Source organism: Pseudoalteromonas sp. SG41-2 (genome assembly GCF_014164535.1).
Lineage (GTDB): Bacteria > Pseudomonadota > Gammaproteobacteria > Enterobacterales > Alteromonadaceae > Pseudoalteromonas > Pseudoalteromonas rhizosphaerae.
Map to the genome: position 1 here is coordinate 77,749 of NZ_JACJFK010000002.1, position 19,720 is coordinate 97,468.

General features: G+C 38.8%; 16 protein-coding genes and 2 tRNA genes. 6 read left to right on the forward strand and 12 right to left on the reverse strand.

Annotated features, from left to right (window positions below):
* Positions 1–182 precede the first annotated feature (182 nt).
* Both H5186_RS01940 and H5186_RS01945 read right to left on the reverse strand, forming a co-directional pair.
* Positions 183–560: a tetratricopeptide repeat protein gene (locus H5186_RS01940; protein WP_182794064.1), complete on the reverse strand. Its 378-nt coding sequence runs from the start codon at positions 558–560 to the stop codon at positions 183–185.
* Between the two features lie 325 nt (positions 561–885).
* Positions 886–2,199 (reverse strand): peptidoglycan DD-metalloendopeptidase family protein, encoded by a 1,314-nt coding sequence (locus H5186_RS01945; protein ID WP_182717010.1) that lies wholly within the window; start codon positions 2,197–2,199, stop codon positions 886–888.
* Positions 2,200–2,349: 150 nt separating this feature from the next.
* Here H5186_RS01945 and tyrS point away from each other — a divergent pair, with 150 nt between their 5' ends.
* The gene (gene tyrS, locus H5186_RS01950) at positions 2,350–3,549 is read left to right on the forward strand and encodes a tyrosine--tRNA ligase (RefSeq protein ID WP_145237578.1); all 1,200 of its coding nucleotides are present in this window, start codon (positions 2,350–2,352) and stop codon (positions 3,547–3,549) included.
* Between the two features lie 63 nt (positions 3,550–3,612).
* On the opposite strand, the gene H5186_RS01955 is transcribed toward tyrS, so the two are convergent.
* The 4 genes from H5186_RS01955 to folE2 form a co-directional block, all read right to left on the reverse strand.
* Positions 3,613–4,560, reverse strand: coding sequence for a cobalamin biosynthesis protein (locus tag H5186_RS01955; RefSeq protein WP_182717011.1), 948 nt, complete (start codon positions 4,558–4,560; stop codon positions 3,613–3,615).
* Between the two features lies 1 nt (position 4,561).
* Positions 4,562–5,269 (reverse strand): 5'-methylthioadenosine/S-adenosylhomocysteine nucleosidase, encoded by a 708-nt coding sequence (gene mtnN / locus H5186_RS01960; RefSeq protein ID WP_182717012.1) that lies wholly within the window; start codon positions 5,267–5,269, stop codon positions 4,562–4,564.
* 102 nt (positions 5,270–5,371) lie between these two features.
* The gene (locus H5186_RS01965; RefSeq protein WP_145237569.1) at positions 5,372–5,965 is read right to left on the reverse strand and encodes a DUF2726 domain-containing protein; all 594 of its coding nucleotides are present in this window, start codon (positions 5,963–5,965) and stop codon (positions 5,372–5,374) included.
* Between the two features lie 91 nt (positions 5,966–6,056).
* Complete coding sequence (gene folE2, locus H5186_RS01970; protein WP_182717013.1) at positions 6,057–6,977, reverse strand: GTP cyclohydrolase FolE2; 921 nt, start codon at positions 6,975–6,977, stop codon at positions 6,057–6,059.
* Between the two features lie 213 nt (positions 6,978–7,190).
* On the opposite strand from folE2, the gene arcB reads away from it, so the two are divergent.
* Positions 7,191–9,515, forward strand: a complete 2,325-nt coding sequence (gene arcB, locus H5186_RS01975) for an aerobic respiration two-component sensor histidine kinase ArcB (protein WP_182717014.1) — start codon at positions 7,191–7,193, stop codon at positions 9,513–9,515.
* 27 nt (positions 9,516–9,542) lie between these two features.
* Here arcB and arcA read toward each other — a convergent pair whose 3' ends face one another.
* The 5 genes from arcA to trmB all read right to left on the reverse strand — a co-directional run bounded on the left by arcA (position 9,543) and on the right by trmB (position 14,447).
* Positions 9,543–10,259 (reverse strand): two-component system response regulator ArcA, encoded by a 717-nt coding sequence (gene arcA / locus H5186_RS01980; protein WP_016709833.1) that lies wholly within the window; start codon positions 10,257–10,259, stop codon positions 9,543–9,545.
* A 108-nt stretch (positions 10,260–10,367) separates the two neighbouring features.
* Positions 10,368–10,892 carry a YfiR family protein gene (locus H5186_RS01985; protein WP_149980884.1) on the reverse strand — a complete coding sequence of 175 codons (525 nt, stop codon included), beginning with the start codon at positions 10,890–10,892 and terminating at the stop codon, positions 10,368–10,370.
* Positions 10,889–12,514 carry a sensor histidine kinase gene (locus H5186_RS01990; RefSeq protein WP_182739405.1) on the reverse strand — a complete coding sequence of 542 codons (1,626 nt, stop codon included), beginning with the start codon at positions 12,512–12,514 and terminating at the stop codon, positions 10,889–10,891. The genes H5186_RS01985 and H5186_RS01990 overlap by 4 nt, the downstream gene beginning before the upstream one ends.
* 147 nt (positions 12,515–12,661) lie before the next feature.
* Positions 12,662–13,687, reverse strand: coding sequence for a 16S rRNA (guanine(1207)-N(2))-methyltransferase RsmC (gene rsmC / locus H5186_RS01995; RefSeq protein WP_182761645.1), 1,026 nt, complete (start codon positions 13,685–13,687; stop codon positions 12,662–12,664).
* A 34-nt stretch (positions 13,688–13,721) separates the two neighbouring features.
* Entirely contained in the window at positions 13,722–14,447 is a 726-nt protein-coding gene (gene trmB, locus H5186_RS02000) for a tRNA (guanosine(46)-N7)-methyltransferase TrmB (protein ID WP_145237549.1), read from the reverse strand.
* Between the two features lie 166 nt (positions 14,448–14,613).
* Between trmB and mutY the strand changes: the two genes are divergently transcribed.
* A complete protein-coding gene (gene mutY, locus H5186_RS02005) occupies positions 14,614–15,681 on the forward strand; it encodes an A/G-specific adenine glycosylase (RefSeq protein WP_220491211.1) in 1,068 nt (355 codons plus the stop codon).
* Positions 15,682–15,711: 30 nt separating this feature from the next.
* On the forward strand, positions 15,712–15,984 hold the full coding sequence (locus H5186_RS02010; RefSeq protein ID WP_145237543.1) for an oxidative damage protection protein: 273 nt from the start codon (positions 15,712–15,714) through the stop codon (positions 15,982–15,984).
* 49 nt (positions 15,985–16,033) lie between these two features.
* On the opposite strand, the gene H5186_RS02015 is transcribed toward H5186_RS02010, so the two are convergent.
* Positions 16,034–18,805, reverse strand: a complete 2,772-nt coding sequence (locus H5186_RS02015; RefSeq protein WP_182761644.1) for a hybrid sensor histidine kinase/response regulator — start codon at positions 18,803–18,805, stop codon at positions 16,034–16,036.
* Positions 18,806–19,472: 667 nt separating this feature from the next.
* Here H5186_RS02015 and H5186_RS02020 point away from each other — a divergent pair.
* Positions 19,473–19,548, forward strand: a tRNA-Phe gene (locus tag H5186_RS02020).
* A gap of 72 nt (positions 19,549–19,620) precedes the next feature.
* Positions 19,621–19,696 (forward strand) — tRNA-Thr (locus H5186_RS02025).
* The last annotated feature ends 24 nt before the right edge of the window (positions 19,697–19,720 follow it).

Genomic DNA, 19,720 nt, shown 5'->3' on the forward strand with positions numbered 1-19,720 from the left:
TGAGCACCGCGAAACACAACGAAAAAATTGTAACGGTAGATATCAATCTTTGAATATTTATCTATGCTCGTTACTCTGCGATCCCACAACAGTCACGCAGCTTTGGGTTTCCCGTGAAGGCCACATGGTCTGAACGATGTTTAAACGCTTTGTATGGATAATAAACCCATCTTGTTAAGTTATTAGTGCCCCATTGGATCAAAGTAAGCCTCCCAGGTTAGAGCACAAGCTTGTTTTGATTTTGCTTTTTTCATGTAGAACATTGCATTTTCGTCAGTTGAACAATTCATAAGCGCTACACCTAAATTGTAAAATGCATGTTTGTTATTACTGCCTTGATCTATTGCTTTTTTAAAATATTCAGCCGCTTCTTGATGTTTGCCCATATCACATAGAACAGTTCCATAGTTTATGAGAGTTAGCTCATCATCAGTATGGTTATGTAAGACTTGCTCAAGAATGCTTTTTGCCTCATCAAAGTTTTGATGCCACTTGGAGTTATCTTTCCAAGTTTCATCTATTAATGATTTGGCTTTTTTGTTTATATCTTCAATGCTCATTCTGAAACGTAACAATCTATTTGTCCCATTTTGGTGGTTTTTAGCACACCAAAACGGCGGTCACTAATGTTATCGGAGAAAATTGCAATATTAATAATCGCATGGCTAAATTTCAATCAATAAAAATATTCAATTTTCGCTCATCGCCGTTTATCAGGTGACGTTTGCTTAACTTTCAAAACTATAAAAGTAGATATGAGGCAGCACATGCAAGTTCTATTGCAACATTAATTTGCGAATACAACCGGAGCGCATCACATCAAACAGTTCAACAAAAAGCCGTTGCTATTTACATAACAACGGCTTATATTTTTCGCTGACCGCTTTACTTAAGCGCTAACTGTAGCTCTCGGTTGCGCTCTAGCTGCGCTAAGAAGTTATCTGCGATTGGTTTAAACTTAGCAAGCTCGTCGCGAGGCAGTGGCTCTGACTTCGGTAACTTAACCGTTTTAGGGTTACGGTGAACGCCGTTAACTAAAAACTCGTAGTGTAAGTGTGCGCCTGTTACACGACCTGTGGAGCCGACAGTACCAATTTGTTGACCTTGCTTAACTTTTTGACCAGTTTTAACTAGTTTCTTGTTAAGGTGTAGGTATTTAGTGACGTACTGTGTGCCGTGACTAATAAATATATAGTTACCATTATACTTACTGTATCCGGCTTTAATTACTTTACCATTACCAGAGGCAACTACTGGCGTTCCAGTACGAGCTGCGTAGTCAATCCCACGGTGTGCTCTTACTTGTCCTGTTACAGGGTGTAAGCGACGCGGATTAAAGCTTGAGCTTATATATTTAAAGTTAACCGGTGCACGTAAAAATGCTTTTTTCATACTACGCCCTTCAGGCGTGTAAAAAGTACCATCGCTGTGACGAATAGCCGCGTAACGTTGACCTTGGTTAATAAACTCAGCAGCTATAATTTTACCTGTGCCAATAAACTCGCCATCAACATAATGCGATTCATAGATTAAACCAAATTGATCGCCTTTACGGATATCATTGGCAAAATCCACATCCCAACCGAATATGTCAGCAAAGTTCATTATTTGCCGTTCACTTAAACCAGCAGCAATACCTGAGGTCCAAAAGCTGTTGGTAATTTCTCCGCCTGTTGATTTAGTTAATGTTTCAATTTCTTTACTATCAATAGACGTATCGTAGTTACCTTCTTCATTTAATGTAACGAATAGGGTATCTGTTTTTGAAATCACATAACGTAACTGTGCCAAAGAACCATCTTCGGCGGTAGCAAAGCTTAATGTTTCACCAGGGTGAATTTTACTAAGTTTACGTGTTTCTGCATTGGTATTAAGCAGTTTATGAACGGTTTGCGCTGAAAAGCCGGCGCGTTTGAAAATAAGTGCTAAATTGTCACCGTTCTTTACTTCAAAATCGACTAGATTGTATTCTGGGAATTTTGCTGCATCTTCTTGCGAATTTAATTCAGTTAATTTTTCGTTATCATCAACTTTAATTTGTAATTCGTAGCGCTTGCCAATTTCTAGCGCATCAGCGCTATTGTCTTTAGAGGCGGTGGCTTTTTCTGAAGGAATGAGTGTTAAAGCAGCAATAGCAGAAACCAAGCCTAGAATAAGCAATTTGTGTTTTTTTGGGAGAGTGTGCACAACGCGAACCATAACGTGCCTTTTCCTGCTGTCAAGATAATTAATCACTAATATTGCAGGATATACTTAATAAAGCGTTAATACCAGTGTTTTGTAGATTTAAACTGGCGCGGATTTACGCTAGAATCACCAGATTGACTGAATTTTTTGGAGTAATACATAGTGGACTTACAAACCGCTCTAGCAGAGATAAAACGCGGTGCTGAAGAAATATTAATTGAAGACGAGTTAGTCGAAAAGCTAAAGTCTGGTAAAAAGCTAAAGATCAAAGCTGGTTTTGATCCAACTGCACCTGACTTACACTTAGGTCACACTGTGCTAATTAATAAAATGAAAACCTTCCAAGACTTAGGTCATGAAGTGATTTTCTTAATTGGTGATTTCACCGGTATGATTGGTGACCCAACGGGTAAAAATGTAACTCGTAAGCCACTAACCCGTGAAGATGTATTGGCAAATGCTGAAACATATAAAGAACAAGTATTTAAAATTCTGGATCCGGCTAAAACCACGGTTGCTTTTAATTCAACTTGGATGGAGAATTTAGGCGCTGCAGGGATGATCAAGCTAGCAGCACGTCAAACTGTTGCTCGTATGCTAGAACGTGATGATTTTAAAAAGCGTTATGCTGGCGGACAATCAATTGCGATTCATGAGTTTTTGTATCCATTAGTGCAAGGTTGGGATTCAGTTGCGCTTGAAGCTGATGTTGAGCTCGGTGGTACTGATCAACGCTTTAATCTATTAATGGGTCGAGAGCTACAAAAAGACGAAGGCCAAAAGCCACAAACCGTATTAATGATGCCTTTACTTGAGGGCACCGACGGTGTGCAAAAAATGTCTAAGTCATTAGGTAACTACATTGGTATTACTGATGCTCCTAACGATATGTTTGGTAAGATCATGTCTATTAGTGATGAGCTGATGTGGCGTTATTATGATTTGCTAAGTAGCTTATCAATTGACGAAATTGCTGCGCTTAAAGAAAAGGTTGCACAAGGTACTAATCCGCGTGATATTAAAATCGATTTAGCAAAAGAAATGATTGCTCGTTTTCACAGCGATGCAGCAGCTGTTGGTGCGCATGAAGATTTTATTAAACGTTTTCAAAAAAATGCGTTACCGGATGATATCCCAGATATGACAGTAACGATTGATGAAGATACCGTATTTATTACTAATTTGCTTAAAGAAGCAGGCTTAGTTGCGAGTACGTCAGAAGCTATGCGAATGATCAAACAAGGCGCAGTTAAAATCAATGGCGAAGAAAAGGTCACTGATACTAAGCTTGAAATTGCAAAAGGCAGCACAGCTATTTATCAAGTTGGCAAACGTAAGTTTGCAAATATTACCTGTGCTTAATAGGTAAAGAATGAAAATTCAGTTTTAAAAACCAGCTTCGGCTGGTTTTTTACTCTTTGTGATCTACAACATTGTTTTAATGATTTCGATGCCAAATATAACCAGTAACCAAAAGCCACGCGCTTGATTTAGCCGATTGATCAATACCGCAATATCATCAGCCTGTGGTAAACGCTCAGTACCAATACGCATTTTATCAAATCGAGTATCTTGGTATATGGCAGGGCCACCGAGTTGCACACCAACAGAGGCCGAACAACAACTTAATAACCAGCCACTATTTGTTTGATAAAAATGCCGTCCATAATGCTTAATATAATGAACGCTCAATTTACTGGCTTTACTTGCTGCAACAGTCAGCGCCAATATCCGCGTAGGTAACCACTCAAGAATATATAATAGCCAACTGAGTGATTTTAAAAATGGGCTATTAGGCAAAATATCTTTGCGCCAAGCTTGGTGGATCAAAGTCAGTAAGCGATAAGCCAGTGCAGCCATAGGGCCTAATAGTAAATAAAAGAAAATAACGCTAAAGTAATGACGAGCCACTCTTAAGATCAGCGTTTCCATAATGGCTTTGCAAAGACCAGGGCCTGATAATTTATCAACCTGGCGAGCAAGTAGTGGTTTTAATAACTCTCGGGCTGTAGACTTTTGATTTTGTTTAACGAGTCGTGCAATACGCAGCGCTTTACTTTCTACACTTCGCCACTCTAGGCTGAGGTATAAAATTAACCCAGCTAATAGTTCAGGGTAATATGCAAATTCAAGCAGTAAGATTACCAAGGTCATGATCACTAAAATGACTAAGGTGAAACATAACGAAGAGGACAAATATTGGTAACTTGCAGGTTCACTCTTTCGAAAAACGCGTTTCCCAAGTGCTCTAAATACCGCAATTAAAAATGTATTTGGGTGATACCAGCTTACCAAAGGTAAAAAGCGCTCAGCAAGGAGCGCTAATATAAATACAATAAAGTCCAAATGTTGCTGAACTAAATTGAGTAACACCTTATAGCGTTACCGTAGTCAGCTTTTCTAGTAATGCGACCACCATTTTTGATGAGTTTATTGAAGCGGTTTCTAGGTATTCTTCAAATGACTGTGGTGACTCTTTACCTGCAATATCAGACATTGAACGGATCACTACAAACGGTGTAGCTAAAGAAAAGCATACTTGTGCAATGGCAGCGCCTTCCATTTCTACAGCTAACATAGTAGGGAAGTCCGCGCGGGCTTTATCAATACGCACCGGATCACACATAAATGAATCGCCAGTACAAATTAAGCCGATCAGGGTCTTCACGTCACTGATGCTTTCAACACTTTGTTGTGCAGCCTCGATTAATTTAGGGTGAGCGGCAAAACCAGCAGGCATCTGTGGTACTTGGCCAATTTCATAACCAAAAGCGGTTACATCAACATCATGATGACGTACCTCAGATGAAATTACCACGTCGCCAACACTCAGAGATGGATCAAAACCACCGGCAGAGCCTGTGTTGATCACACAGTCTGGTTGAAAATTATCAATCAATAACGTTGTTGCAATACTAGAGGCGACTTTACCAATACCTGATTGCACTAAAGTCACAGTGTTACCAGCTAATTCACCTGTATAAAAAGTGAAACCTGCTTTAGTTAGAATTTGTGGATTTTGCATTGCTTCACGCAAAATTTTAACTTCTGGCTCCATCGCGCCAATAATACCGACATTCATAATTTTAAATTCCTCTAATTAGATGTTTAGATTATACGTGAAGTTAGCGATAAAAAACAAAAATGCGAGCTTAAAAGCTCGCATTTTATCGTTTAAGAAAACTTATATTTCAGCTAAAGCTGTGGAATGGGCTTTAGCTTGCGAAGGAGATAGTACCGCCGGCTTAGTAACACGGTTGCGTGTCGGGCGACTACTTTGTGCTGTCGGCTTGCCAAGCTTAAACATAATTGCTTCGCGTACTTCTGATGGCCGATAGCCAGATTTAACTTTCATACGGATATGTGGAATGCCAGCAGCTTCAAGTGCACCATTAACAAACCAGTCTCGTTGTGCTTTATGACCATCTTTATTGGCGTTGTTTACTAAGTCAACCGCTGCCACAATCGTCATCTTTTCTTTATCAATCAGCACATAATCCAGTTGTTTGTTTTTTGCTTTAGCGATTGCAGCACGTTTAGCTTTAGCAGATAAACCTTTTTTACAATCAATGATATCGATTAATTTTACACGGCTAACAATTTTATATTGATCGCCTACAGCACGTTCTAAAAGGTTTAAAAATGAGCTTTCAACTTGCGTAAATACACTGGTTTTACGCGTGAATGGGTAAGGGTTTCCGCCATCATCGGTAAACTTTGACGCAACAACAGATGCCCCTACGACTAATACTAAAATTGATAATAAAGCGAATTCCATACGGTAACTCCACAACAACAAATTGACACTATAAATTACTTAGCAATTTACGTGCCCAGTTGTAATGAAGTTACACTTTATAACAGCTAAGTTATGGCTGGTATCCGCCAGCAATTCCTTTTACTGCAATCGCTACAGCATCATGGGCATGCAGAGATTCATAATGGTTTATTTGTAACCAGTAATCGGCGTATTGTGCATCTTCTAACACGGCTTTGATTTTACGCGCAGCATCTTCACAAAACATCAGATTTTGACCATTTAAACGGGCGAATTCTTGCTCATCTTCACGCTTAACTGCCGCTTGTACAGGGGTTTTAAGCTCATCTTCAAGAGTATTGATCAAGCTTAAAATATCAAACTCACGGATGCTGCTATCTAGTTTGACTTTTACATTGGCAATAGAGCGTTGAGAATGCGGTGTGGCGATTATGCCATCGGTACTGCCAAGCCAGTTGACCACTTCTTCATGGCTAAGAGTATGCTGCTGAAACTTTTCAACAAAGGCTTGTTGAATAAGTTGGCGAGCTAATGCCGCTGAGCATGGGCAAGTTGATGAGTAAGTTACATCAAGGCTTAACTCAAAACTAAGTACACCGCGGTCAATTTTTGCCACTATGGTTAACGGGTAGCTTTTCCAACCCGCTTTGCCGCTAAGGAGTGATTTTCTGCGCAGCGGTAGTTCAAACTTAAATTCAATTTTAGCTTGATCCGATAACCCTTCATGGCTGGAAATAAAAGTATCTAGTGCTTGAGCAATCGTTGTGGGGTTTACCTGCTGCTCAGTTGATAAGGTATCGAGCGCTAAAAATAACCGCGACATATGAATACCTTTTGCGTCTTCTTTGTGAAGATTAACAAAAGCACGAGCTTTAGCGTTGACATTAATAGGCGCAAGATCACGAGATTCAAATAAAAAAGGCAGTTCAATATCAGCCATACCAACCCAGTCTAATTTACCTGTTTGTAAGGCGGGAGCCGTATCTGCTATATCGGGCATGTTGCTTTGCATGAAAAATCTCGTTATTGGCAATTGTAAAGCGCGATATTTTACACGAAATAAATAAAAAATACGTGGTAGATGAAAATTTTCTGTTTTCGTCGCGGAACATGAAAATAGTTAATGCAAAAATGCTAACATATTAGCACTAGTGGTTTTTTTGTAGCTGTGTAGTCAGCTGATTTTTTATATACTTATATGTATAGTTAAGAGACAGATTTATATATGATCGATTCCTCTTTGAGTCCATGGGCTCGAACACTTTCCAGTTTAATTACTCGATTCGGTGAATTCAAAACCGCAACTATCTGTTATGCATTACTATTAGTCTTGGCATTAATATTGTCGTGTATGTTTTATTATGTTGCAGTGGGCGAGGTGATGCTCGTTGATGTGCTTGCCGTAATGTTTTTTACTGCAGTAGTGTCGCCCATTATTATCAGTGTGTTGATCAATTCAATTCGCCAGTTAGATGCTTCCTATGCGTATTTAGATAGTGCCACCAAGCAAGAAAAATTATTAAATCAAACTTTAAAAGATAATATCAATCGCTTAAATGTAGAGATAGATGAACGTAAAATGGCATTTCATGCCAAACACCGTGCAATCGAAGAACTCAGACGAGAAATCGTCGAGCGTAAAAAAACCCAGCAAGAGCTTGCTCAACAAGGCATGTTACTGCGCTCTATTGTTGATTCATCGCCTGATTTATTTTATTACCGTGATAACAATGGTGTTTTTGCCGGTTGTAATAAAATGTTTGAAGAGGTGATGGGTAAATCAAGTGACGAGTTAATAGGTAAAACTGCAGAGGAAATTTATCCAACGCAATTCTTACCGGAAGTATTACTAACTGATAACAAAGTCGAAAAAACTCACGCCGCATTAACGCTTGATGTTGAATACCCTGTAGGCAATGAAAACCGTTGGTTTGAAATGCGCAAGCTCCCATTTATTAATGATGACGGTGACTACATTGGTTTATTAGCGTTTGGCCGCGACATCACCAGCCGTAAAGAAGCTGCTCAAGCACTTGAAACCGCTTATAAAGACAAGGGGAAATTTATTGCCACCCTAAGTCATGAATTACGAACTCCGCTCAATGGTATTGTGGGTTTAACCCGGATGTTGCTAGACACCGACTTGGATAAGCAGCAACGTAGTTGGTGTAATACAGTATTTTCTAGTGCTGAAACATTAGGAAATATTTTTAATGATATTATAGATTTAGATAAAATAGACCGCGAGCAACTCGATATTGTTACCGACTCAATAAATGTTTCCGACTTTATTAATGATGTGGTTAACTTTGCTGGATTAATTGCTGAACAAAAAGGCCTAGAGTTTGAAATTAAGCGCAAAGGTATGTTGGATATTTATGCGCAACTAGATCCGACCCGATTACGCCAAGTGGTGTGGAATTTAATAAATAATGCGGTTAAATTTACCCAACAAGGTAAAGTTCAATTAGCGTGTGTTCGGGAAAACCGTGCGGATGGCGCGTGGTTAGTCATGAAAGTAACAGATACCGGGCAAGGTATTCCACAAGAGCAATTACATCGTATTTTTGATATGTATTATAAAGCGCCGGATTTAAATGGTACTAATGCGATAGGATCAGGTATTGGTTTAGCGGTCACCAAGGCTTTGGTTACAGCAATGAAAGGACAATTACATGTAAGCAGTACCGAAGGAGAGGGCAGCTGTTTTGTGGTTGAAATACCGCTGGCGCTTTGTATCGCTCCGGCTGAACAAAGTTATGTTGGCCGTAGTTTGAATATCTTGCTAGTTGAAGATGTGCCGCTTAATGCTGAAATCGCCACTAACTTACTTGAGCAACGTGGTCATGAAGTTATCTGGGCTGAAACCGGTGAAGATGCATTGTCGTTTGTTGAAACTGAGGATGATCTGGATTTAGTACTGCTAGATATGCAACTGCCAGATATTAATGGCGATGAAGTAGCAAGACAGATCCGTGCCGATAGCCATTTTGATAAGTTACCTATTGTCGCCCTTACGGCTAATGTGCGTAGCGCCGAAGAAGAGTTACAAGGGATCTCAATTCAAGGCGCATTAGCTAAACCTATCAATACCACGAAGCTTGATAAAATGCTGGCTGAACTATTTGATATTAAACATCTACAACAGTCTGATGAAACACGCCTGACGGTTAGCAAAGAAGCCAGTGAAAATATCAATGTAGAGTTACTTGATGTTGAAACCATTGAAGATTTTGTTAATTCGATGGGCATAGTAACATTTAAGCGCAGCAGCAGTTTATTTGAAAAGCTAAATCCACAGTATCAGCAAGAGTTAGCAACGTCATTAGCAGCTGGTGACCGTGAAGAGTATAAGTCCGTCGCACATAAGCTTAAAGGTGCTGCAGGTTCAGTTGGTTTAAATGATGTACAGTTACACGCTAAGATCATGGAACATGGTGCGATTGAAGAAAGTGATGAAGTATTAAATACTTGGCTAACAATATTGGCAGATAAAATAAATGAAGGGCAACATGCCCTTCATTTATTCTTACAGCAATTAGAACGTTAATGCTGTCATTACTTGGTAGAACGGATATTAACTATCGATTTTACCAATGAAACGATAACCTTCACCATGGATGGTGCTGATAAGCTCAGATGTGCTGTTATCACTTTCAAAATGCTTTCTGATACGACGGATCGTTACATCAACAGTACGGTCATTTGCACGTAACTCACGACCAGTCATATGCTTGATTAGCTGCTCACGACTAAAAATACGGCCTGGAGAGTCAAGCATTAAACGTAGTGCTCTGTATTCACCTTTAGGTAAACGTTTGGCATCACCATTTGGTGATGTTAAACAGCGGCTATTTTCGTCAAGTTCCCAGCCATTGAAAGTGATCACACCATTTGTTTCAAGGCTTGATTCTTCACCGCCAAGGGCAGTACGTGAAAGCAAGTTACGAGCACGAATAGTTAATTCACGAGGATTGAACGGCTTAGTAATATAGTCGTCCGCGCCAATTTCTAGGCCTAAAATACGGTCTACATCATTATCACGACCGGTTAGGAAAATAAGTCCAACGTTACGCTTTTGACGTAATTCACGCGCTAATATTAGCCCGTTTTTGCCTGGCAGGTTGATGTCCATAACTACAAGGTTCACATCATCATTATTTGTAAGCTTGTCATGCATGTCATCGCCATCAATGGCTTCAATAACTTTGTAACCTTCAGCTTCAAATAAACTAACGAGGTTTAGTCGAGTTACGTCTTCATCCTCTACAATCAGAATGACTGGCGTTTGCATTATTAATTAACCTTTTTCGGAATATTTTATTTACAATTAATTCGGTATTGTATTATAAAACCGAATACTAGTGATTATAGGAGTATATCCAATTGTTAACAAGTAAAATCAATTCGGATGAAATTTAGAAACAGCTAATAACCGAGATTGCACTTTAAAACTGCTGCGCAACAACTGCTGTTTATTGATATACAGTCGGATTTTATTCCCTTCTTGGACCAAAGAGACAACGCCCCCTTTTTCTAAAAAATTGATACTCTCACCAACTGTTAAGGTATTTAATGAAATGGTATCGATCCAAAGTGGAATTATATCATCTTCCATTGTTTCATCAATGTATGTGATATCACAAAAGCGAGAAAGTTCAGAAATTTGCTGTTTTTTATCAATTAACACTGTTTCAATCGGTATATCGTTAATTTTAAGATTCGAATTATCCTTTAATAACTCACCAATTCCATGTTCAACGTCATAAAAACAAAAAGTCACAGCCTGTTTATTGTTAACTTTGGGGAACTCGACGAATTTTGCAATCTGAAATAGAAATGCCGATTTGACTTGTTCAGGTGATTTAGCCTGTAAAAATGCTGGAAACAACAGCATCAGAGCCAGTAATAAACCCGTTAGTTTCATAATTTGCTTGCCTCAGTTAAGGGCAAGGTAATTATAAAGCGTGTGCCTTCTATATTTTGATCATCAAAATAAACATTGCCACCTAAGGCTTGTGTGACTAAGTTGTAAACTAGATGCATACCTAAACCACTGCCACCTTCGCCGCGTTTAGTGGTAACAAAGGGATCAAAAATGCGTTTTTTAACGCTTTTATCAACCCCGATACCATTATCATAATAGTTAATGCTCAGGCTACTTTCGTTGCGTTCCACTGTAATTTCGATTTCGTTATTTTGATTATCTTTAAAGCCGTGGATCACCGAGTTACTTAACAATTGCTGCAATATCTGCTGAAGCGGGCCTGCTTTACTTTCGATCATCAATTGTTCAGAACAATGAATAACGATTTTAGGAGCTTTGCTCTCTAATTCAGTACGCATTGAAAGCATCACGTTGGTGATAAGCTCATGCATATTGACCAGCGAATTAATCTCTCCATCTTGGTTCACCGCTACTTTTTTAAAGCTGGATACCAGTTCCGCAGCGCGATTTAAATTCCGATAGATAAGATCTAAGTTTTCTATACCATTGTCGATAAAACGTTTCAATTGACTTGAGGTTAAGGTTTTTTGCTCAAACCCTAGGCTTATTTCTGCCAGTTTATCGCGTAGCAGGGTAGAGCCAGTGATCCCTAAACCAATAGGTGTATTTACTTCATGTGCAACACCTGCAACCATTTGCCCTAAAGAGGCCATCTTTTCACTTTCAACAATCTGATTTTGGTATTGATGCATCCGTTCAAGGGTTGTTAGCAACTCTTGATTTGCTTCTCTGAGCGCGATTGTACGTTGGTTTACTTTTTCTTCTAAGCTTTGGTTTAATTGTTTAATTTCTTGCTTATCGTTTTTATGGCGCTCTATTTGATTTTGCGTGCGAGTCAGCATGATGTTTAAACTGTTCGAAAGCATGTTGATTTCGGTAATATTAGTTTTTGGGGCTCGGGCGTTGTAATTATGATTTTTCGAGACATCTTGCAGTAATCTGCTTAAGTGGTCTATAGGGTCGGCAATACGTTTTTGAATTCGTTTTGCTACAAAATAAACCAGTATTAAAACGAATAACGTTAAAAGAATATCAATAAGAATTTTTTGGTTGATATACTCGTTGAGGCGCTCTAGGCCGCCACGAATATACACATAACCCTTAATATCACCTTCGTACGTGATTGGCTTGATTAGTTCTACGTAGTCTTCAGTGATCCTAGGCTGTTGGAGTTGTTCAATACTATCAACCCGAAGCGGCACTGGTGGCGTTTTTCGTGCATTAAAGCTGGTAAAAAATACCGCTTTATTTGAAATTTCGTCAATTGCGTAAATATGTATATTTTTAACGAGTGGAATTTTTTCGAAAGATTTAAGACGTTGTTCTTCGGTTTTTCTATCATCAAATAGTACGGTTACTTGGGCATTAAAGGCGATAATTTCTGCAAGGATATTGAGCTTATTGATGATTAACTGTTTTTGCTCTTTGACATCAAGGTAGGTCGAAATAGAAATAGATAACGATAAACACAAAGCAGTAACAAGCATGACTGCACTGATCAGGGCTTTGCGAATACTTGTTGGCGATGTTGATAAAGGCATTATTGTAATGAAGGCCCAGTTATATAATTTTTATTGAGTTGCTGTAAGTCTAGCAAAGACCTATCAAAGTGACTAAAAAATATAATAACTTTATTGAAAAGCTGCCATTTATATTATTTGGCAGCGTTTGTGAGGCAATAGTTGTAATTAACTGCTATACACTGAAAATTTATTGGTTTTGTGTACTACTTGATAACTACCGAACTGAGTTTCTAGAATTGGCGGGTATTTCAAGAAGCAGTTTGCAACAATAGTTAACTTGCCTTGCTTAGTTAAGTGCTGTTTAGCACCACTTAAAAACTGTTCAGCAACAGTATAATCAGTGGCAATACCGGTATGAAATGGTGGATTTGAAATAATAAGCTCAAATTTTCCAGTTACATTTGCTAATCCATCACTTAGTAAAGCGCTACCGTTTACACCGTTAAGTGCCAATGTTTGCGTGGTTGCATAAGCTGCAAGAGCACTAACATCCGTACAGGTAAAACTCAAAGCTGGATTTTTCAAACCTAAGAAGGTCGCAATAAGACCCGCGCCACAGCCAAAATCCAGCACATTGCCAGATTTAATTTCAGGTGCATTCTCTAACAGTATTTTAGTACCGCCATCAAGTTCACCGTGATTAAATACGCCAGGTACGCTAATGGCATTAAAACTAACGCCAGCCACATCAACATTAAATTGTTTGTGGTAACGAGTAATAACAAACTCAGCTAAGGTTTTTATCTCGGTGAATAAATACAAAGCACAATGGCGGGCACTGTCGATTTTATTGCTGTATTCACAGTGGCTACTAAATTGCTTTTCGATCGATTTCACACCACTTTTATTTTCACCAACCACCAGTAACTCAGCGTCTGGGTTGATAACCGCGCGAATATTGTCCAACGTCATCAATGCTTCAGGTTTTGCTTTTGGGTAGTAATAAATAACGAGGTCAAAGTGTTGACCGGCTATCTCATGGCTAACACAAACATCAATAGTGTTGATATTTTTAGCAAATTCGCCATTAGCATGGTTGTAGCTAAAAGCGCTGATCTTGCTGTTTGGATTTAACTGGCGCAGTTGTGACAAAAAGCCATCTTGCACAAAATTAACTACTAAAATAGAGTCCGCCGTTAGGTTTGCACTATTGCGTAGTAAAAGTGAACTTGGATTAGTTAATGCGCTCATATATGGCTTTGCCTTTAAAGTTGTTTTGATTAATTTAGCTAATACGCTCGAACATTAAATCCCAAACGCCATGACCTAAACGATGGCCGCGTTGCTCAAATTTCGTCAAGGGACGTAAATCAGGACGTGGCACATAATCGTTAGTCTCTGATTGGTTTTTAAAATGCTCCGCTGCTTGCATTACTTCAAGCATATGTTCTGCGTAGTTTTCCCAATCAGTTGCCATATGGAAGACACCGCCAATTTTTAATTTGCTACGCAAGCTCTCTACAAATGCAGGTTGTACAATACGACGCTTATGGTGACGTTTTTTATGCCATGGATCAGGGAAGAATAGTTGCACCGTTGTAATGCTGCCCTCAGCAATACAATCAGCAAATACTTCAACAGCGTCATGCTCAAAAATACGTAAGTTTGTAATGCCTGCTTCATCAGCATCCATTAAACATGCGCCAACACCAGGGCGGTGTACTTCAATACCAATAAAGTTAAGGTGTGGTGCGCTCTTGGCCATTTCGACCAATGATTTACCCATACCAAAACCAATTTCTAAAACAACGTCGTTGTCATTGCCAAATACTTGGGCTAGATCAAGCATGCCTTGTTGATGTTCAAGCCCCATGGTTGGCCAGCATTTTTCAATTGCCGCAGCTTGTCCTTTGGTTAAACGACCTTCGCGCTTAACAAAACTGCGAATGGTACGAATATATTTACCTTCTTGCATCGCTTGCTCAAGGTTATCGTTACTTGAATCACTCATATATTTTGGCCTGATGAAAACAACATGTCTTAAAATGGTGGCGTATTATCCCTGACCACGGCGTTGATCACAAGGCCTTATCTTTTGTGTATGTTTATAACTTGATATTTTAACTCACTGCAATAGACTGAGCGCCATTAAGGGTCGGGTTTTAAAAGTAGTTATTTTGAAGTTAAACAACAGTGAAGCAAGCTGGTTTTCTCAGCAAGTAGTCGATTGGTATGAATTACATGGGCGTAAAACTTTACCTTGGCAATTAAATAAAACACCTTACAAGGTGTGGATATCTGAGGTGATGTTGCAACAAACTCAGGTAATCACAGTTATTCCTTACTTTGAAAAGTTTATGCAAAGTTTTCCAGATATTATCGCTTTAGCAAATGCAGATGAAGATCACGTGCTGCATCACTGGACAGGATTGGGCTATTACGCTCGAGCTCGCAATTTACATAAAACCGCAAAGATAATCCGAGATCAATACAAAGGCGAGTTTCCAACAACGTTAGACGAGGTTGTTGCTTTGCCTGGAATTGGGCGCTCGACTGCAGGAGCTGTTTTATCGCTTTCTCTTGGCCAACATCATCCTATATTAGATGGTAATGTAAAACGTGTGCTTGCCAGATTTTTTATGATTGAAGGTTGGTACGGAGTTAAAAAAGTTGAAAACCAATTATGGCAACTATCAGAGCAGTTAACTCCAGCAAAACAAGTGACTGAGTTTAACCAAGCAATGATGGATTTAGGAGCAAGCCTCTGCTCACGTAGCAAGTTTGATTGCCAACCTTGCCCGTTGCGCTCGCGTTGTGCAGCGTATAAGACTGAGCAGGTAAAACAGTTCCCTCATTCAAAACCTAAAAAAGCAGTGCCAAAGAAAGTGTGTCATCAATTAATTATTCAATGTAATGATCAAGTATTGATGGAAAAAAGGCCTAACTCAGGAATATGGGGCGGCTTATTTAGTTTTTTTGAGTTTGAGCAAAAATCTCAGTTAGATACTTTTTTAGCACAGCAAGGGCTTGCCGTTACAACTGTGCCAATTGAGCCTTTTACGCATATATTTTCGCACTTTGAATTAACTATTAATCCGCATGTACTCACTTTGCATAAAGTGTCTGATGTGGTGAATGAGCGACAACTAGTTTGGTACCCATTGGACCAGTCCATAGAGGTTGGTTTAGCCGCTCCAACTAAAAAGCTAGTTAAACAAATTGCTACAATAGTTTACACTAACTGATATCGTTTCTAAGAGCACAAGAGAGCAATCATGGCACGCACTGTATTTTGTCAAAAGTTACAAAAAGAAGCCGAAGGGCTTGGTTTCCAACTTTACCCTGGTGAGTTGGGTGAAAGGATTTTTAATAATATTTCTAAAGAAGCATTTGCACAGTGGCAGCACAAGCAAACAATGCTGATCAATGAAAAGCATTTAAATATGATGGATCCAGAGCATCGTACTTTTTTAGAAGAGCAAATGGTTGGCTTTTTGTTTGAAGATAAAGATGTAGAAATCGAAGGCTACCGTCCGCCAGAAAAATGATTTTCACATGCGAATAAAAAGGGCAATAAGCCCTTTTTTAACGCTTGAATTAAATCAGATCATCTTGCTCTTGAGCATTACTAACTTGCTCTTTTAAAAACTGCGCAACACGGGAGTACTCAATCTCTAAATTGTCACGCAGTTCAATTAGTTGATCACTGGTTAAGTCTTGTTCTTTACAGTTATCTTCAAAGTCAGCTGCCAGTTCAGCTACTTTTTCTGCGCCAATTGTTTTCGATATAGATCTAAGTTGATGGCAAGCTGCAATTATTATTTCTTTATCACCGGTCATTACCCCCGTATTAATGTCTTTAGCTAACGTATGGCTTTGCTCTAAGTACATTTTAAAGAACCGTAACTGCTTTGCGTCATCATTGTTTATGTATTTAGCGAGCATTTCAAAGTTAATTGGTGCTGACGGCTTATTAGGAGAAGCTGTAATCGACTCTTGTTTGCTTTCACTCCAACTATTAAGTGTTGCCTCTAGTGTATTTAATTCCACAGGTTTAGTAATGAAATCGTTAATACCGGCATTTAAACAGCGTTCTTTTTCACCCTTTAAGGCATTTGCCGTTACTGCAATAACATAAGGCTGAGCGTTGATGTCTTCAAGTTGCGCGGCTTCGTCGCGAATTTTTTCAACCATGTCATAACCTGACATTTTAGGCATATGTAAGTCAGTTAAAATTAATGGGTAACGACCGCTTTGCCACATTTTTAAACCTTGTTCGCCGTTTTCAGCAACCTCAACGCCAAACCCAAGTAAATGTAGTTGATCGGTAAGCACTTGTTGATTCAAAATATTGTCTTCAACAAGTAGCACGAGTTTGTTTTCTTCGCGTGCTTGTTCAATATTTAAATAATTATTAAGGGTTTTAACTGGTTTAACTTGTCTTGGTGTATGCAGCCCCGCAGCAACCAATAGCGACATCATAAAGTTTGACTTACATAATGGCGACGCATTAAGGTAAAAGATGTTTTTGTGATTTATTGCGGCTTCATCCAATTTACTAAGTACGATCACCTGTTGGTTATTATCTTCAAGGGTGTACAGTAAACGGCGTAGTAAGTAATTAATGCTATCCATTGAATCGATACCATCAAGCACCCAAATAACACCGGGGTTGTCTTGATACTGTTCAATTTCTTGCACCGCTTGCACTGTAATTGTTTTTGCTCCCATAAATGATAAATAACGAGAAAGCGTTTGTTGTCTGCTTTGATGCTCAGTGACGAGTATCACCGAATGATCTTTCAAGGCGCCTTTATGGGCATACTTTATGGTGTTTTCAGTACTGAATGGCAATTCCACCACAAAGTCACTACCAATACCTATATCGCTGGTAACACTAATCGAGCCTAACATTAACTCGGTTAAACTTTTACAAATAGATAAACCTAGGCCAGTGCCACCGTACTCACGGGTAATTGATCCTTCGGCTTGAATAAATGGATTGAATATTTCACGCAGCTGAGCTTGGCTCATACCTTTACCATTGTCGCTGACGCTAAAACGCAGAGTAAAATGGTCAGCAGTATTTTGTGCCACTTCTACAGCAATGCGTACCTGACCTAGGCGATTTTCATCGGTGCTTGTAAATTTAATCGCATTACTACATAAGTTATAAAGTACTTGGCGAACGCGAACAGTATCACCAATTAAATTAATTGGTACATCAGGGGCTATGGCAAGCTCTAAATCAAGCTGGTGTTTTTTTGCAACCGATGACAATACTCTGGCAACTTCTTCAATAGTATCCGAGACCGAAAAAGGAGTTGGATCGATATTTAGTTTGCCCGCTTCAATCTTTGAGAAATCTAAAATATCATCCAGAATACCCAGTAGTGAAAAGGCTGATTCACGAATAATTGTGCTTAGACGATGCTGAGCGCCATTAAGATCTGTTTGCCTTAGTAAATCAATGGTGCCAATAACGCCATTCATTGGAGTGCGTATCTCATGGCTCATAGTTGCTAAAAACGTGGTTTTGGCTTCGCTTGCTTGTTCAGCTCTATGGCTCGCTTTTTCAAGCGCTAAAGTGCGGTTTTGCACTTCAGTTTCCAGACTGCTTTGCAGCTTATGCAAATCTTTTTGGGCTATGTCATTACTATTGATGGCATCTTGTACTTGCTGTAATAATTGATTGATATTTTTAGCTACAACGCCAAGGCCAATATCTAATTGTTCGTCGATATGTGTATTGTAACTACCAGATTTAGTGATGCTCTCTAATTTATGCGCAAGAGTGTCACTACTTTTGCGGATCCGCGTATTAAGATAAACGTTAAAAAACAGCGCCAGTAAAAATAAACTTACTCCAGCAATTCCTGCAATAGCCAATGCAAGTCCGATGGAATAATTTGGCAGTAGAGGGGTTACAGCTATTTTTTGTTTAATGATCAATTCACCAACGGGTTGATCATTTAAATTTAATTGATAGTGAATAATACCTTGCTCAACTGAATATTGATCAAGTTTTAGCGGTGCAATTGCCGGTTTATTACTAGCAAAAACCAATTGTGTTTGTGCAGTAGGTGTATATCTATATAAGTAGTAATCAAATTGATTATTAAGCGCAGCACTTAAATTTAGTAGTTGTGTGGCATTATCTTGTCCTGTTCGAGTTAATGCATTTACTAAAGGTGTGTCTAATTGCTCAGCTAATGTCATTAAACTTAGTGAGCTTGGTGGTGCTTTTGAGTCTTCAGTGTGGCTAGGGTAAAAAGAATAAGCAACCACAGCGAGTGCTGTTACGGCTAAGTTTATTAGTATAAAAAGAGGTAATAGTCCTTTTACAGGAGAAGAAAATTTACTCAGCATTTATTATCCAACTTATCTATTATCAACCGCAATCTAAACAGTCGCTTGTGTACTGGAAATCAATCCTATCATTTACCAGAAATAATTCACTACGTTTTTAGGACTGTTGTGCACAAAGCAGTTAAAATACCTATTCAATACATAAATTAAAGAGTTATTGCTGTAAAAAACAGCGTACTTTACATTTATTAGTCGCTTTGTTGAAAAACTGTGCAAACAGTTATAAAGAATAAAAAAAAAGTTGACTTGAAAGGGCAAAACCAGTTTAATACGCCGCACACGCAGATAGCTCAGTCAGTAGAGCTAAGCTGAAGTTATATTAAAAATCCTTTGTGATTTTTATTAAAACTGAAATCGCCCAGATAGCTCAGTCAGTAGAGCTAATTGGGAATTGTATTTAAAATCCTTTGTGATTTTTTATTAATACTGAAATTGCCCAGATAGCTCAGTCAGTAGAGCTAAGTGGGAATTGCATTGAAAATCCTTTGTGATTTTTTATTAATACTGAAATTGCCCAGATAGCTCAGTCAGTAGAGCTAAGTGGGAATTGCATTGAAAATCCTTTGTGATTTTTTATTAATACTGAAATTGCCCAGATAGCTCAGTCAGTAGAGCTAAGTGGGAATTGCATTGAAAATCCTTTGTGATTTTTATTAATACTGAAATTGCCCAGATAGCTCAGTCGGTAGAGCAGAGGATTGAAAATCCTCGTGTCGGTGGTTCGATTCCGCCTCTGGGCACCATTATTTAAATAATGGTGTTTAAATAAAATGATTAAAACACCATTATGCGTGCCTTAGCACACAGTTTAGTGTGCCGACTTAGCTCAGCTGGTAGAGCAACTGACTTGTAATCAGTAGGTCAACCGTTCGACTCGGTTAGTCGGCACCATTTATTTAAATTAAATGTTTTAAA